The sequence below is a fragment of the Polyangiaceae bacterium genome, from assembly GCA_016715885.1.
Lineage (GTDB): Bacteria > Myxococcota_A > Polyangia > Polyangiales > Polyangiaceae > Polyangium.
The window spans coordinates 721,410-736,132 of sequence record JADJXL010000020.1; the positions used below are offsets into that span (position 1 = coordinate 721,410).

General features: G+C 61.2%; 15 protein-coding genes. 10 read left to right on the forward strand and 5 right to left on the reverse strand.

The annotated features are described in order from the left end of the window. Nucleotides 1–88 precede the first annotated feature (88 nt). From IPM54_28300 to IPM54_28320, 5 genes are all read left to right on the forward strand, one after another. A complete protein-coding gene (locus IPM54_28300) occupies nucleotides 89–1,945 on the forward strand; it encodes a DUF885 domain-containing protein (GenBank protein MBK9263692.1) in 1,857 nt (618 codons plus the stop codon). 103 nt (nucleotides 1,946–2,048) lie between these two features. Further along, nucleotides 2,049–2,447, forward strand: a complete 399-nt coding sequence (locus tag IPM54_28305) for a hypothetical protein (GenBank protein MBK9263693.1) — start codon at nucleotides 2,049–2,051, stop codon at nucleotides 2,445–2,447. Then, nucleotides 2,444–3,586, forward strand: coding sequence for a collagen-like protein (locus IPM54_28310; protein MBK9263694.1), 1,143 nt, complete (start codon nucleotides 2,444–2,446; stop codon nucleotides 3,584–3,586). Before IPM54_28305 ends, IPM54_28310 begins: the two co-directional genes overlap by 4 nt. A gap of 122 nt (nucleotides 3,587–3,708) precedes the next feature. Next, the gene (tam, locus tag IPM54_28315; GenBank protein MBK9263695.1) at nucleotides 3,709–4,479 is read left to right on the forward strand and encodes a trans-aconitate 2-methyltransferase; all 771 of its coding nucleotides are present in this window, start codon (nucleotides 3,709–3,711) and stop codon (nucleotides 4,477–4,479) included. 128 nt (nucleotides 4,480–4,607) lie between these two features. Continuing rightward, complete coding sequence (locus IPM54_28320; GenBank protein ID MBK9263696.1) at nucleotides 4,608–4,784, forward strand: hypothetical protein; 177 nt, start codon at nucleotides 4,608–4,610, stop codon at nucleotides 4,782–4,784. 118 nt (nucleotides 4,785–4,902) lie between these two features. On the opposite strand, the gene IPM54_28325 is transcribed toward IPM54_28320, so the two are convergent. Genes IPM54_28325 through IPM54_28335 form a run of 3 tightly spaced genes read right to left on the reverse strand, consistent with a single transcriptional unit; the run spans nucleotide 4,903 to nucleotide 7,636 of the window. Next, nucleotides 4,903–5,634, reverse strand: a complete 732-nt coding sequence (locus IPM54_28325) for a hypothetical protein (GenBank protein MBK9263697.1) — start codon at nucleotides 5,632–5,634, stop codon at nucleotides 4,903–4,905. Nucleotides 5,635–5,684: 50 nt separating this feature from the next. Next, nucleotides 5,685–6,869, reverse strand: a complete 1,185-nt coding sequence (locus IPM54_28330) for a hypothetical protein (GenBank protein ID MBK9263698.1) — start codon at nucleotides 6,867–6,869, stop codon at nucleotides 5,685–5,687. Continuing rightward, nucleotides 6,866–7,636, reverse strand: a complete 771-nt coding sequence (locus IPM54_28335) for a hypothetical protein (protein ID MBK9263699.1) — start codon at nucleotides 7,634–7,636, stop codon at nucleotides 6,866–6,868. Before IPM54_28335 ends, IPM54_28330 begins: the two co-directional genes overlap by 4 nt. A 158-nt stretch (nucleotides 7,637–7,794) precedes the next feature. On the opposite strand from IPM54_28335, the gene IPM54_28340 reads away from it, so the two are divergent. The 5 genes from IPM54_28340 to IPM54_28360 all read left to right on the forward strand — a co-directional run bounded on the left by IPM54_28340 (nucleotide 7,795) and on the right by IPM54_28360 (nucleotide 12,405). Next, nucleotides 7,795–8,421 (forward strand): SIS domain-containing protein, encoded by a 627-nt coding sequence (locus tag IPM54_28340; protein MBK9263700.1) that lies wholly within the window; start codon nucleotides 7,795–7,797, stop codon nucleotides 8,419–8,421. Beyond that, entirely contained in the window at nucleotides 8,418–9,038 is a 621-nt protein-coding gene (locus IPM54_28345) for an HAD-IIIA family hydrolase (GenBank protein ID MBK9263701.1), read from the forward strand. The genes IPM54_28340 and IPM54_28345 overlap by 4 nt, the downstream gene beginning before the upstream one ends. A 254-nt stretch (nucleotides 9,039–9,292) precedes the next feature. Continuing rightward, on the forward strand, nucleotides 9,293–10,135 hold the full coding sequence (locus IPM54_28350; protein MBK9263702.1) for a Uma2 family endonuclease: 843 nt from the start codon (nucleotides 9,293–9,295) through the stop codon (nucleotides 10,133–10,135). A gap of 137 nt (nucleotides 10,136–10,272) precedes the next feature. Beyond that, nucleotides 10,273–10,923, forward strand: coding sequence for a transaldolase (locus IPM54_28355; protein MBK9263703.1), 651 nt, complete (start codon nucleotides 10,273–10,275; stop codon nucleotides 10,921–10,923). Between the two features lie 6 nt (nucleotides 10,924–10,929). Continuing rightward, nucleotides 10,930–12,405, forward strand: a complete 1,476-nt coding sequence (locus tag IPM54_28360; GenBank protein ID MBK9263704.1) for a methyltransferase domain-containing protein — start codon at nucleotides 10,930–10,932, stop codon at nucleotides 12,403–12,405. On the opposite strand, the gene IPM54_28365 is transcribed toward IPM54_28360, so the two are convergent. Then, nucleotides 12,402–13,484 carry a serine/threonine protein kinase gene (locus IPM54_28365; GenBank protein ID MBK9263705.1) on the reverse strand — a complete coding sequence of 361 codons (1,083 nt, stop codon included), beginning with the start codon at nucleotides 13,482–13,484 and terminating at the stop codon, nucleotides 12,402–12,404. The genes IPM54_28360 and IPM54_28365 overlap by 4 nt on opposite strands. A 137-nt stretch (nucleotides 13,485–13,621) precedes the next feature. Beyond that, entirely contained in the window at nucleotides 13,622–14,716 is a 1,095-nt protein-coding gene (locus tag IPM54_28370; GenBank protein ID MBK9263706.1) for a hypothetical protein, read from the reverse strand. Between the last annotated feature and the right edge of the window lie 7 nt (nucleotides 14,717–14,723).

Consider the following 14,723-nt stretch of genomic DNA (forward strand, 5'->3'; position numbering starts at 1 on the left):
ACGTCATCCGCTTGACGTTTGCCCAGCGGTGTGGCAACTGGCAATCGAACTTCATCCCGGACGAGAATCGATGAAAAGAGAAATATCCATGCGCCCTGCCCTGCTTACAATCGCGATGAGCCTCGGGGCTGCGCTTTCTTCGTGTGCGGGACAGGCGCCTACCGCAACGGTTGCAAACAAATCGGCAGACGGGGTGCGCGACCGAGGGCCTTTGGCGGCCGATGCGGTCGCGGGCGTCACGGACAAGACGCTTGCGACGCTGCTCGAAGACCATTTCGATTGGGAGCTGCGGCAATCGCCGACACGCGCAACGCGCCTGGGGGATCATCGATTCGATTCCGAATTGGGGCGTGAGCGGGCGGAAGACATTGAAGCGAGCCGAAAAGAGCGCAAGGCATTCGTGGCTCGAGCGCGTGGGATCGACGCGAGCGCATTGTCTGCCGACGATCGCACGACGCTCGCGCTGCTCGTGGGAGACTTGGAAGCGGACATGGGGGCCGAGGTGTGTGAAGCGGAGACGTGGGAGCTTTCGAGTTTTTCGAGTCCCGTTTCGGCGACGAATCATTTGCCCGAATTGCATCTGGTTTCGACGGCGGCCGACGCGAAGCACTTGCTCGCGCGATATGGTGAAATCGAGCGTGTCATCCATGAGCGCCAGGACAACTTGCGGCGAGGTTTGCGCGAAGGGCGGGTTGCGAGTCGCGAAAGTGTCAAGCGACTGCTGGCGCAGCTCGAAAGGCAGCTTGGCCGGCCCGTGAAAGAATGGTCGCTGCTCACGGTGTTGTCGTCGCCTGCGGCGAAAGAGCGGCGGAAGTCGTTTACGGCGGCGGAAGAAGCGGCGTTTTTGGATGATGCAGCCAAGATCGTGGAGACGCGCGTGGCGCCGGCGTACCGTGCGTTTCGCGATTTCGTGAGCAAGGAGATTTTGCCCGCGGCGAGGCCGGACGATCGAGAAGGGGTGTCGGCGTTGCCCGGAGGTGGCGCGTGTTATCGAGCGCGGATCGTGATGCATTTGGGATCGGCGCGTGAGCCGGAGGAATTGCACCGTACGGGGCTCGCGGAGATCGAGCGCATCAATGGTGAAATGCGGTTGCTTGGGAAGAAGCTCTTCGGCACGGATGACATCGCTGCGATTCTGAATCGGCTTCGTACGGACAAAGAGCTGTATTTCGATACGCCGCAGGCGGTGGAAGAAGCGGCCAAAAAGGCGCTCGAGAAAGCTCGTGCGGCCATTCCGCAGATGTTTGGCATTCTGCCGAAGACCGATTGTGTGGTGTCGGTGATCCCGGAGGAAGAAGCGCCCTTTACGACGGTTGCTTATTACCGCGAGCCGAACTACGACGGGACGAAGCCTGGGGAATACTTCATCAATACGTATCGTCCGGAGATTCGTCCCAAGTTCGAGATGGAGGCGCTTTCGTATCACGAATCGATTCCGGGGCATCACTTGCAGATTGCGATTGCGCAAGAGCGGGGCGCGTTGCCGGCGTTCCGCAAGTTTGGTCGAGCGACCGCGTTCGTGGAAGGCTGGGCGCTATATACGGAGAAGCTGGCGGATGAATCGGGGCTTTATTCGAGCGATTTGGATCGCATGGGAATGCTCTCGTACGACGCATGGCGAGCGAGTCGATTGGTCGTGGACACGGGTATGCACCATTTGGGCTGGACGCGTGCGAAGGCCGAGGAATACATGCAGAGCCATACGGCATTGACGGCGTCGAATATCGAAAACGAAGTGGATCGCTACATTGCGTGGCCCGGTCAGGCGCTTGCGTACAAGGTGGGTCAACTGGAGATCTCGAGACTTCGGCAGAGCGCCAAAGAAGCGCTCGGGGCCAAGTTCGACTTGAAGGGATTTCACGATGCGGTGCTTTCGAGCGGCCCGGTGACGTTGCCGGTATTGCAGCAGCAAATCGACGCGTGGGTTTCGTCGCGCAGGCAATGATTCTCCTTGATTCGTTCCGTCCTTCCGGGATATCCTGACCGACCTTTGGCTCGCGGTCCGAATGTTTCGGGCATGTCGAGCTTGGGAGAGTGCAGGAGGTTCCGTGATACGCGGAGGGCAATTCGCAGCGCTCTTCGTCGCCTTCCTCATCTTTGGTTGCAGTGACGGTGGCCCCACCACCTCGACTTCGAGCAGCAGCAGCAGTAGCAGCAGCAGCAGTGGTCAAGGTGGTTCCGGGGGCGAAGGCGGCCAAGGTGGTGCAGGCGGCGGTGGTGGTGCAGGAGGCGAAGCCGGCCAAGGTGGCCAAGGTGGCCAAGGTGGAGCCATGCAAAGCCATGGTCCTGGGTCGCAGGCTTTCGTCAATGCGGGTGAGGTTTCCAAGAGTCCGGGATACAAGCTGGTGTGGACGATGGGTCAGTCCACGCAGAACCAATCCACGATGTCGTCGGACGGTTATCGATTGCAAGGTGGGCTCATTGGAGCCACTGGGAGTAAGCCATGAAGGTGAGGTCGCTGGTTTCTTTGCTTTCGGTCGCCGTGATGGCGGCTGGTTTTACGTTTGCGAGCGCTGCCGAAGCGGCGGTGCCGAAGACCGTGACGCATCAGGGACGCTTGTACGACGCTTCCGGTATGCCGGTCGCCGACATGACGACGATGGTTTTCCGCATCTATGATGCGGCGGGCACGGAGCTCTGGACCGAATCGCATTCGGTCACGTTCGATGATGGGTATTACTCGATCGAGCTCGGGAGCAAAGCGCCATTTCCGGATACGCTTTGGGCAACCGAGTCGCTGGAGATGGGGATCACGGTGGGTCCGGATCCCGAAATGTCGCCGCGCGCGCCGATTCGGAGCGTGCCGTATGCGTTCGTTGCGAACGATGCCGTGGGCGACATTCATCCGAATTCGGTGTCGATTGGTCAAACGACGGTGATCGACGCGAACGGACAATGGGTGGGCGATCCGACGGGGCTCGTGGGTCCAGCCGGGCCGGTAGGTCCGACGGGTGCGATGGGTCCGGCGGGTCCGACGGGTGCGGCAGGGCCGACGGGTGCTGTTGGGCCGACGGGTCCAGCGGGTGCAGCGGGACCGACGGGTGCGATGGGTCCGACGGGTGCGATGGGACCGGCGGGCGCAACGGGCGCGATGGGTCCGACAGGGCCTGCGGGCGCAACGGGGCCTGCGGGCGCAACGGGTCCGGCGGGCGCAACGGGTCCGGCGGGTGCAACGGGGCCTGCGGGACCGAGCGGGTTCGTCGCGATTCGCGACTTCCAGGGCGATTGGACGGATACGCTCAACAGCGCGAACTTCACGCTTCCCGCGGTTTGTGCAACGCAGGCGTACGTAGCGGGCGCAGGTGAAACGGCGATCGTGCACATGGACGCGTGGGCGCAATTCGCGACGGATGACTACCTGCAACTGGGGCCGGTGGTGTTCACCAATGGCAACGGCGCGTTGCTCGGGACGCAGGTGAGCGTGGATGGCACATCCCAGACGGTTGGCAATACCGGTTTGACGCTGCGGATGCCGCTCGTCGCGGGTAGCTCGTACGTGTTCGCCGCAGGGTTTGCCACGGGCATTGCGGCGTCGATGACGGTCAGCGGCGGCGGCTGTACGGGCGTGGTGACGATCGTCAAGTAACAGCGTCCTGCCCATCCCCAAAGGTGCCAACCACTTTTGTAGGCGTTGGCCACATCACTCATCCCCCCAAGGTGCCGGGCCTTCCCGTTGCCATCGCGCCATTCGTTCTCTATCATCGGCGCATGCCCACCTGGAACGCCGGCCAATATCTACGGTTTGACTCGGAACGCACGCGACCGTGCCGCGATCTTGTTGCGTCAATCGAGCTTGCCAGTGTGAAGCGCATCGTCGACTTGGGGTGCGGGCCTGGTAACAGTACCGCGGTGCTCGCTGAACGCTTTCCCGATGCGGACATTTGCGGATTGGACAGCTCACCGGAGATGATCCGAACGGCGCGGCAGAATATGCCTACGCAATCGTTCGAAGTTCTTGACATTGCGCAATGGGAGCCGAAGGCGCCTCATGATTTGGTGTTTTCGAATGCTGCACTCCATTGGGTCGACGACCACGAGCGCATCATTCCGCGGCTATTTGCGGCAGTTGCATCGGGCGGGGCATTTGCAGCCCAAATGCCATGCAACATTTCCGCTCCAGCGCATGAAGCAATGCGTCGGACGGCTGCTCGCCCTGAATTTCGATATTTTTTTACCGCTGATGTCAGGCAATGGCACGTGCACGAGGCGGAATTTTATGATGATGTTTTGGCCCCCCTCGCAGCTCGGGTGGATATTTGGAAAACCGAATATTTTCACATTCTTCCGAACGCCGCGGCGATCGTCGAATGGTACAAAGGCACGGGGCTACGCCCGTTTCTCGATCGGTTGCCGGACGATACTCTGCGCGATAGATTCCTCGATGCGTACTTGGAGGCAATTACCGAGGCATATCCTGCGCGACGTGATGGACGCGTGCTCCTACCGTTTCAGCGGCTGTTCGTCGTAGCGTATCGGTGAAGTCCACGCCATTCCGGGAAAGGTGCCAACCACTTCGCGACGAAACGTATTGCAAGCCACAAATCGCAGCGCGAAGATTTTCATGCGCGGTCTTTCCGAACGGCGTCGAATCTGCTACCGTCGCGCGCATGTCAACGTCGCAGAATTCCTCAGGTAACCCGATCCTCGATAATCCTGGCGTTTCGGCCACGGTCTTCGCCATCGTCGTGGCTCTCGGTTTCGTGGGCGCGCTCTACCAAAGCGCCACGAGCCACCACGGCGACGCGCACGGCGGCACACACAACGCCGCACCCGCGAAACACTGACATCTCCGTAATCGATCACACACAACGCGTCGCCGTTCGCCTCCCAACCATCGAGGCTAGGCCATATCGACGGCACGACATTTCTCGAGCACGCGCTCGGCGAGCGCATGCGAGCGCATTAAAATTTCATGCGCAAGCTTGCCCCCGATGGGCCCACGTGCAGGGTCGGCTCCAATTTCATGCTCGGCAGTTTGCGGGGCTTCGGTTTGCTCGGATTGCTGGCAATGAGGATGAGGCCAGGGACCAAAGCTCCAACTCCCAAAACTGTAATGAGACCCCAGGCGGTCGCAGCCGCGGTATCCTTGGCGGTGTTCTCGAAAGCGCCCGCGATGCTGTTCGAGCCGCTGGTGCTCGGCTCGGGCTTTGTCTCGGCGGACACGGTCAATGCCATGATCAGAACCGGCACGCCCACCCCGAGGAGGCCCAGCCCTGTCGCCGTCCGGGTCGCTTTGTCATCCTCGTACGTCACCTCGAAATGAGGCACGTTCGCGAGGGCATACGTTTTCGACGCCTGCAATGAGCTCACCTTCAGCTCCGAGCCTTCGACGACGGCGAGAAATGGAGGCTTTATGGTGTCCACACCATTTTGGGTGTGATGGACGTCGATCTGGGTCACGGTTCCGATGATTTGCTCATTCGATCCGCCGCGCGTCTTGATGACGGGCCAGTTCGGCGATGCCTCGACGACCGCCGTTCTGAGCCTCGGAAGCTCAGATATCGGAGCGCTGAGCTTGCCCATGCAACCGGTCGCGGAGAGCATGAGCCCTGAGGCGGCGATCGAAGCCCAGCCGCCCCAAGCTCGCCGCCGCGCCGACGCTTGGGCGTGTTGCCGATCGCCATTGTGCGCCATTACTCGAGGTTACCACGGCTGGTCCATCCGCGGTCAACAGGAAATGTAACCTAGTCGAGCGGGACGCGTTCGGGCGTGCCCGAGCCTGCGCCGTGCACCCAGGGAACATGCGGAGCCACACCCCAGCACCATAGCTCGGTATCGCGCACGATGGCGCAGGAAGTGCCGGAACCGAGCGACAGCGAATTCACTTGCGCTGGCAATCCTTGGACGATGCCCTGCGCGTGGGGTCGATAATCATTACGGTCGGGCGCACGCCCGAGCTGACCGTAGGTGTTCATTCCCCAGCAATTCACGCGGCCGTCCCGAAGAAGGGCGCATGCATGGTATTTGCTCGCCGCAATGCCTTTGGCGGGTGGAAGTTCCACAGGAATGGGCATTTCGGCGCGCAGCGGGCCATCCACGAGCAAACTGAATGCGCCCGAGCCCCAGCAGGACACATGTCCACCTTTGAACAGCCCACACGTCGTTTCGTCCTCGAGCACGAGCTGCTCGACGTCCGAAAGATCGGCAACCTTCGACGGTTGGATGCTCGCCGTATGCGTCTTCAATGGCGACCTGCCCCAACACCAAAAATCCGTATCGGTTCGAGCGCATGTTTGATCGCGCCCTGCAACGATGGTCGAAGCATTGGACATGCCCGCGACGCGCTCTGCCGTCACGAGCTCGCGTGCGCCTTGCGTGTATTCGACGTCAGCGCCAGTTTGTCCGGCCCAATTCGCGCCCCAGCAGCTCACGCCCCCGTCTGCAAGAATGGCACACGTATGCCAAAGGCCCCCGCCGAGAGCCACTGCGCCTTCGATACCTCGTACAGGCACGGGCGTATCGATACGTTCCTCCATGCGGCCCGCGCCGAGCTGCCCGCGGTCGTTGTTTCCCCAGCAGAAAACGCGTCCTTCGGTTCCAAGCGCGCACACGTAGTCGTATCCAACGACGACGTCGGATACGTCTCCAATGCCTTGTATGGGCGAATTCGCAGTTTTTATAGGTGCGTCGACACCAACCGTGCGACGCCAGCACCACAGCGATGAATCAACACGCAGACACGCCGTACTTTCACCGATTGCGATTTGCAAGCGTGCCTTTCGTGGTGTTTTTGGCTCTGGAGGATCCGCGGGTTGCTCCACCGCTGCGCTCTCGACTGGTTTTGGAATCAAAACCGGCGGCTCGGGACGCGCAGCCGACGAACCACAACCGAATAAAAAAAATGCCCCCGAAATCCAAATGACTTTCATGGGCCATTCCCTGCGGGTGGTATGACGAGATTCACGTTTTGTATGGGACTCCGATTACCAGCTTCGTCGATCGTTGCAATGGCAAGGGTCACGGTTCCGCTTCGAGGTAATGGGAAATCATCGGGATCGCAATAAGACGTCCGCCCCAATTTGATTTTCCCATCGCGCGGGACGAGATATGCGGTTGGCGGCGCCTTCGTATCAATGCCGCCAGGCGATTTCGATGCCCAGACGGCGTAAAGAAGGCGAGCGTCGTCACGGTCGGGATCGCGCGCGTCGCTCAAGAAGATCTCGGCCCATGGAGTATTCACGCCGCAGCTCGTCATGGCCATGGCCCGGTGACCATTGACCGTCGTTTTGCCGATTTTGGCGCGCGTCGGTGCCTTCGTGTCGGAATCATTGGCTGTGACGAACGTGCCAAAGACCAGCGTCGATGGGTGCTCGTCGGGCCTGATCAAAGCGACTTCGTAACGCGTGTCGGCATCGAGCGCCTGCACGGGCGTGAGCTCAACGTGGGCTGCGTTCGGCAGTGGGCTGTCGATGCGCCTTGCGTCGATTTCTCTGCCGCGATGTTTTCGGAGCGCGAGCTTTCCTTTGAGATGCGTGGGGATCACCACACGCACGCTGGAATTCCGGGGAGCCTTGACGGAGCGCGAGGGGGAAAGCAGCCGAGGCTCGGGCTCGACGCACGAGCACGCGTGGGATGCGTGCGTTGCCAGCACGAGGGGCGATGCAACGAGCGCAGAAAAGACGAGGTTTCGGGTCATGGGGTGCTGGGCTGAGGTTGTGTTCGTCGATGATGCCGCAAGCGGACAAAAGGTGCCAACCACTTTTCTAGATGTGAGCCCTCGCCCTTATCCCAAAGGTGCCAACCACTTCGGAAGCCCCTCCCAATCCTCGCGTCTCTGCGCTACAACCCCCTCCGATGTCCTCCTCCACCCACGAATTCGTCGACGCTTACCTTCGCGAAACCGCCGAGATCGCCCTCAGCTCCAGCCGCTCCGACCTCACCGCCGTCATCGAAACCCTTTTCGACGCCTGGCGCAACGACCGCACCATCTTCACCTGCGGCAACGGCGGTAGCGCCGCCAACGCCAGCCACCTTGCTTGCGACATCGCCAAGTTTACCTGGGTCGAAGGTAAGCGCCGCTTCAAGTGCCGCTCGCTCTGCGACAACGCCGCCCTCATCAGTGCGCTGACCAACGATGTCGGCTTTGGCCGCATCTTCCTCGAACAGCTCGACGGAACCATGCAACCGGGCGATGTCCTCGTGTGCCTCAGCGTCCACGGAGGCTCCGGCGCCGACAAAGCCGGTCCGTGGTCCCAAAACCTCGTATCTGCTGCGGATTTCGTCAAGAAGCACGGCGGCAAAGTCGTCGCCCTCGTCGGCTACGACGGCGGCGCTCTCCGCCAAATGGCCGACGCGTCCATCATCGTTCCGCGCACGCCGAGCGGCCACACATCCACCCCGCACGTGGAAGGCTTCCACGAAGTCTACCACCACCTCATTTGCGAACGACTCCGCCAAATGGTCGCCGAGGCCACCTCGTGACCGGACGCCCCGGCATCATCGTCGACCGCGACGGCACACTCATCGACTTCGTGCGCGACGAGGAGCTTGGCGCCGTCGTCAGCGCGTTTCATCCGAGCCACGTGCGCTTTTTCCCCGGCGTCGTCGAAGGCCTTCGAGCATTGCAGGATGCAGGGTTCGTCCTCGCCATGGCCACCAACCAGCCCGGTGCAGCCAAGGGCCAAGTTTCCCTCGCTGCCATTACCCGGACAAACGAAGCCGTCGTCGAGCGCCTTGCCGAACATGGCATTCGCATCGAAGCCGTGGAAGTCTGCTTGCATCACAACGAGGGCGGCCCTGGCGGCGATCCGTCGCTCGTCCAGCAATGTGCTTGCCGCAAACCGCATCCAGGAATGCTCTTGGCGCTCGTGCAAAAGCTTGGCCTCGATCCTGCGCGCAGTTGGATGATTGGCGACGCCGCGGTCGATGTCCTCGCAGCGCGCGGCGCCGGCCTGTTCGCGGGCCTGATTTTCGATGTCGGGCGATGCGAAATGTGCCCCGTCCGCTCGGGTTTCGACGACATTCCGCTCATTCGCCCCGACGCATCCGCCAGCCGCATGGATGGCCTTGCGCGCGTCATTTTGCAGCGGGCTGCTTGAGCGGACAATCGACTGTGACGTCGTCACGCGAAAATGACCGGTCGTCATTGCCGCATTTCTGCGCCTGCACGATCCCAAAGTCCTTCGCCATTTCGTTGATATGGAAAGCGCATGGCGGTGAAACCATGAGCGATCGTTTGCGGGCACGTGAAAATGTCGATGACGCAGCTCGTAATACTTGGACGAACCCACCATCGCCGGAGTTGCTGAATTTTTCTCTTGCACCGCGGGCAAACCCGCACTACGAAAGATTCATGACTCAGTTGGCGCAGGACCGTAGTTTTAGAATTGCGCAACATCGCTCGTCGTATCCTGCCGACTGGTATATCGAGGATGACGAACCCGTGTCGCAGTCAATCGAACACCAGGCGCGTGAGAGACGCATGCAGAGCTCATTGCTCGCGTGGAAAGCTCGCATCGGTCGCGACGATCTCGTGATAGGGTGTGAGCTAGCGTGCCGATGGGACGAGAGCCATCCGGGCGTTGGGGTGGATCCCGACGTGTTCGTGGTGGAAGAGCCGCCGCGGGACGCACATGGGGACGTGCGTAGCCTCCGCACGTGGGAGCGGGGCCATCGTCCGCCGCTGCTCGCCATTGAAATCGTGAGTTATTCACGTCCCAAGAAAGATTATTCACAATCCCCCGAGAAGCACAATCTATTGGGGACGACTGAATTGTGGGTATTCGATCCGGAGCTACACGGGCATTCGAAAGAACAGCCGCCGGTGCGACTGCAAATGTTCCAGCGGGAAACGAACGCCGAGCTGGTGCAGACGTACGCAGGCGACGGGCCGGTGCGCTCGGAGGTGCTCGATGCGTGGGTATCGGTCGTGGACAATGACCTCGTCATATCGAATGACCGCGAGGGGAAGGATCGATGGTTGACGCTGGAAGAGGAAGCTCAGCAACGCGCGAACGAAGCCTTGCAACGCGCAGACGAAGAAGCAAGGCGCGCAGACGAAGCAGCGAAGCGCGCAGACGAAGCAGCGAAGCGCGCAGATGAAGCAGCGAGGCGCGCAGAAAATGAACGAATCGAAAAAGAAAATGCGCTCGCACGCATCGCGCAGCTCGAAGCGCTGCTCGCCCAACGAAAGTAGCTACTCTTCATTGGTTGCCACGCCCTCCTGACTTTCGAGCAACCAGGGTGCTCGAGTGCACGCGACGACAATCCCCTCGCCCGACGCGCCGTTTGATCTATCCTCCCCGCGTCGCACGTCCGTGGCAGAAGGTACGCATGCTTTTCCTCGACAGCTCCGATCCTCGTGAAATCAAGGACATCTTCGCTTGGGGTGTCGTCCAAGGCGTCACGACCAACCCGCTCATCCTCGCGCGCGAAGCCGGCAACGTCGACCTCGAAGAACGCATCCGCGCCGTCATCGAAGTGTCCAAAGGCCCTGTCTCCGTCGAGCTCACGAGCGAAACGGAAAGCGCGATGATGGAAGAAGCCCTGCGCTACCACGCGTGGGCGCCAGCGCGCATCGTCATCAAGGTTCCCTTCAGCGAGATGGGCCTCCGCGTCACGCATGCTCTCGCTACGCGGAGCATCGCCACCAACGTCACTTGCTTGATGAATTTCAACCAAGCGTACTTGGCCGCGCTCGCGGGCGGAACCTTCGTCTCCATCTTCAGCGGTCGCGTGCGTGACATGGGCTACGACGTGCGACCCATCATCGCCGCAACCCGCGCGCAGATGGACCGCGAAAAACTCGCAGCTCAAATCATCGTCGGCTCCGTACGGCACTTGATGGACGTGAACGAAGCGCTCGAGCAGGGCGCGCACATCGTGACCGTGACCCCCACGATCCTCCGAAAAATGCTCCACAATCCGAAAACCGACGAGACCATTCGCGAGTTCAACGCCGCGTGGGCAAGTCGTGCTAAGTAGCCGCGCGTGACCGCGGAGCTCACTCAGTCGCTCAGTGCAAGCGACATCAAATACGTCGTCGAAGAAGAGAACGTCGCGCTCGTGCGCGCCATCGGCCGCCCACGCTCGGTGCTCGACGTCGGCTGCGGCGTGGGCCTGAACGGGCTCGCGGCGCGTCGCAAAGGCGCTCGAGTGACCGGGATCGAGATTGTCGAGGCCACACGCGCCCGCGCAAAGGAACGCCTCGACGAGGTCCTCGGCATCGACATCACGAGCGACGACGCGGTTCGTCAAGGTCTGTCCGGACGAACATTCGACTTGATGCTCTTCGCCGACGTGCTGGAACACGTCCCTGATCCTCAGAGCGTCCTTCGGCGGCTTCTGCCGTTCCTCGAAGACGACGGTCACGTCATCGTGTCGTTGCCCAATGTTGCGGCGTGGCCCGTGCGGCTCGACCTGATGCGCGGGCGTTTCGAGTACACCAAGAGCGGGATCCTCGACGACACGCACCTGCGTTTTTTCACGCGTGAAACGGGCCAGCGAATGCTCGAAGACGCGGGCCTCGAAGTGCTCCGCGTCGAGCAGAACCCGATGGTCGTGCGCGCCGCCAAAAACCTCGTGCTTTCTGCAACGAGCTCGCTCGGGACGACCACCGAAGACCCCGAAAGCCTACGAAAATCCCTGCCCTATAAGCTGTACCAAGGCCTCGTGCGTCCCGTGGAAGACGTCGTCGCAGCGCGCGCACCGGAGCTATTGGCATTTCAGCACGTGTACGTCGCGCGAAAGCCGGTTCGAGCGCGGAAGCTGCGGCTCACCGTGGGCATGCTTACGATGAACGAAAAGGAAAGCGTTGCTGCAATGATTGGCGAAATTCGCCGAGTTGCTCCGGATGCGCAGATTCTATGTGTCGACAGTTCCAAGGACGAAACGCCTGAAATTGCGGCTCGTTTGGGAGCTCGCGTATTGCGGCAAGTTCCGCCGCGCGGACATGGGCCGGCGATGGAGCTATTGATGTACAACGCCGCCGCGCAAAGCGATCTGCTCATCTACCTCGATTGCGACTTCACGTACCCAGCGGACTACATTCCCATTTTGCGCAAGATGGTGGAGGAAGAAGGAATCGACGTCATCAATTGCGCGCGCACGCGCACCAGGCCCGCGGCAATGCCCATGCCAAACTACATTGCAAATCGTGCATTTGCGGCAATGGCGCATGCAATGCACGGCGTGCCGACGTGCGATGTGCACAGTGGCATGCGGGCATATCGTTCGAGCGTGATTCGAGCTTTCGATTTTGACGGCGAAGGCGATGCGATACCGATCGACACGCTACTTTTTCCTGCAAAATGTGGGTATCGCGTGGTGGAAATGCCCATCGATTATCACGAGCGCGTGGGCCAGTCGAAGCTCCGAAAGCTCGCTGGGACCGTGTGGACCATGATTCGCCTCGTGGGCGCATTGCCCGTCGGAAGCCGCGGCGCTCCGGGGTATGACGTGCGTTAGTGATTCATCAGCGACAACCCCGCAATGACGGTGCCGATACCGATCACCGCGAGGATCGCTATCAATAGCGCCGAGCTCGTGCGGTTCTTCCGATTGGCACCAATGACCGTCACCGCTTCGGTCGTCGCAGATCCCGTCCCTGAAAGCATTGCCGCGGATGTGAGCGCACCACGCCCTGGCTTCACCGACATGGGCGGAAGGAATGACGCCCGCACCAATCTGTCGGGATGCTCGATTCCCGCTGCGCGGCCGAATTCATCCGCCAGCTCTTTCGCCCCGCCAAACCGAGCTGCCGGATCGCGCTGCAGCGCCTTCACGAACCACGCATCGATCGCCGGAGGCAAAGTCGGCACGATGGTCGAAGGCGGTTCGAATGCCGCCTTGTCGATCGCCTTTGCGAATGCGTCCGGGTTCGTCGCTCGAAATGGCGTGCACCCCGTCAGAGCGCGATACGCAACAATGGCAATCGCCCACAAATCTGCCCGGAAATCCACATCTTTCACCCCGAAAACCTGTTCGGGGCTCGCATACTCGGGAGGCGCCAAGTCCGCAGGAGCCCCCGTCGGCACCCGCCCTCCCATGGCCAAATCCGAGCTGCTCGACAAGCCCACATCGAGCACTTTTACGTCGAACCCTCCGTCGGGTGCATTGGCGAGAAATACATTCGCCGGCGTCAAGTTCCGGTGGACCAGCCCGAGCAAATGTGCCTTGCCAAGCCCTCGCGCAACTTGAAAAACCAATCGCCCCACCTCGGCGAGCGACATTGGACCTTCACGCTTCAATCGACTCGCCAAGTCCTCGCCTTCGAGCAGTTCCATCACGAGATACGGCAGACCCGTCGCGGTCACGCCATGCTCGAGCACCTGCGCGACATGCGCGCTCTTGATGTGCCCGGCAACTTCCGCCTCGCGCTGAAACCGATGAAGCTGCGGTGAATGGCGTGCGAGCGGTCGATCGAGCGCCTTGACCGCAACTTCCCGGTCGAGCGTGGAAAAGTGCGCCACCCACACGTGCGACCCCGCGCGCCCGAGAGGACGCACCAGACGCAAATTTGGCGTGAGCAGCTCGCCTTCCACCATATTGATTCCCTGATGAAATGCCCGCGACGCACATCGCCGCGACGTACATCTCACGAATACCGACAATCGCTCGACGCCCTGTTACATCACACGAAGGCCAACATGTAAAGCCCTTGCACCGCGAAAAGGTCGGTTTCTCAAGGGCGAAACGGCGCTGGAAGCACGGCATCCGCCGGCGACACTGCGGCTGCAATGGCTGGTATTTGCTCGCTTTTCGTGCGCCCTTCGAGCTGCGTGACGAAAAGCAGCGAGTAGCCAGGACGAACCTCGACACACGGCTCCGACGGACCCAAAGATCCACCGAAAACAGGCGTAGCGGCGCGTTCGAGCGCCCCGGAAGCTGGATCGTATCGAGCAGCCAAACCAATCGACATGCGGCCAAGTGCGTCCCTTCCGCCGTAATACACGCGCAAAATGGACCGCCCCTCCGCCGACTTGCCCAGCACCGGAAACGGCGCAAAAACCGCGACTCCGTCGTAAAACGGATCCTCCAGATTCACGTCCATCCGCGGAGCAAGCACGGGCGCATCACCAACACGCTGCCATGCGACCCCATCATCCGACCGCGCTTCGCCGATCCGCTTCTCGGACCCATCGCCCGCAACTTCGTAGAACATGCGAAACGACCCATCGTCGAGTCGCACGACGCCGGGACTCGCAGGCACCTGCCCACCTTCCCACCCGTTCGGATCCGGCCCCAAAATTGGCCCTGAAACGCGCACGAACGTCAAGCCATCATCGCTCCGCGCAAGGCCAATGCCTCCCTCAGCGGTATAGTAAAGAAAAACCTCTGCGCCCACGCGAATCGCTGCAGGCGCACCCATGGTCGAACCTTCCCACGCCTCTTCCGGCACGAGCACGGTCGTGGGAGATCGATCGAACGACCGGCCATCCTGCGCGCCGTAACGCACGATTGCTCGCGGCAGTGCAGATGGATCCGGCTCGGTCATCCCGTCGTTCGGCGTGATCGCGAAGTAGCCGAAAACGTCGGGGGTCGAAGGATCACCGTCGGCGTCGAGGAGCGCGGGATCTCGAGGAAACGTTTCGTCATCGACGAGCACGTTCGGCGCTGAACGCAGGTTTCCTACTTCGTCCGGCCGGAGCGCTCGAAACGGCCCAGCGCCCGCGTTCGGTAGGTTTTCGCCTCCGGTTTCAGCTTCGGCGAGCGTCGCACACGCCGCGCATAACAGTGCGAGACCACCGAGCAAACAACGAGCTTTCAGACAGCCCATGATGTTC

What these genes read in the sequence shown, in the direction of transcription:
- IPM54_28320 (MBK9263696.1), top strand. Translation starts at nt 4,608, where the DNA reads ATGTCAACGTCGCAGAATTCCTCAGGTAACCCGATCCTCGATAATCCT.
- IPM54_28300 (MBK9263692.1), top strand. Translation starts at nt 89, where the DNA reads ATGCGCCCTGCCCTGCTTACAATCGCGATGAGCCTCGGGGCTGCGCTT.
- IPM54_28350 (MBK9263702.1), top strand. Translation starts at nt 9,293, where the DNA reads ATGACTCAGTTGGCGCAGGACCGTAGTTTTAGAATTGCGCAACATCGC.
- IPM54_28370 (MBK9263706.1), bottom strand. Translation starts at nt 14,716, where the DNA reads ATGGGCTGTCTGAAAGCTCGTTGTTTGCTCGGTGGTCTCGCACTGTTA.
- IPM54_28365 (MBK9263705.1), bottom strand. Translation starts at nt 13,484, where the DNA reads ATGGTGGAAGGCGAGCTGCTCACGCCAAATTTGCGTCTGGTGCGTCCT.
- IPM54_28310 (MBK9263694.1), top strand. Translation starts at nt 2,444, where the DNA reads ATGAAGGTGAGGTCGCTGGTTTCTTTGCTTTCGGTCGCCGTGATGGCG.
- tam (MBK9263695.1), top strand. Translation starts at nt 3,709, where the DNA reads ATGCCCACCTGGAACGCCGGCCAATATCTACGGTTTGACTCGGAACGC.
- IPM54_28335 (MBK9263699.1), bottom strand. Translation starts at nt 7,636, where the DNA reads ATGACCCGAAACCTCGTCTTTTCTGCGCTCGTTGCATCGCCCCTCGTG.
- IPM54_28330 (MBK9263698.1), bottom strand. Translation starts at nt 6,869, where the DNA reads ATGAAAGTCATTTGGATTTCGGGGGCATTTTTTTTATTCGGTTGTGGT.
- IPM54_28325 (MBK9263697.1), bottom strand. Translation starts at nt 5,634, where the DNA reads ATGGCGCACAATGGCGATCGGCAACACGCCCAAGCGTCGGCGCGGCGG.
- IPM54_28340 (MBK9263700.1), top strand. Translation starts at nt 7,795, where the DNA reads ATGTCCTCCTCCACCCACGAATTCGTCGACGCTTACCTTCGCGAAACC.
- IPM54_28355 (MBK9263703.1), top strand. Translation starts at nt 10,273, where the DNA reads ATGCTTTTCCTCGACAGCTCCGATCCTCGTGAAATCAAGGACATCTTC.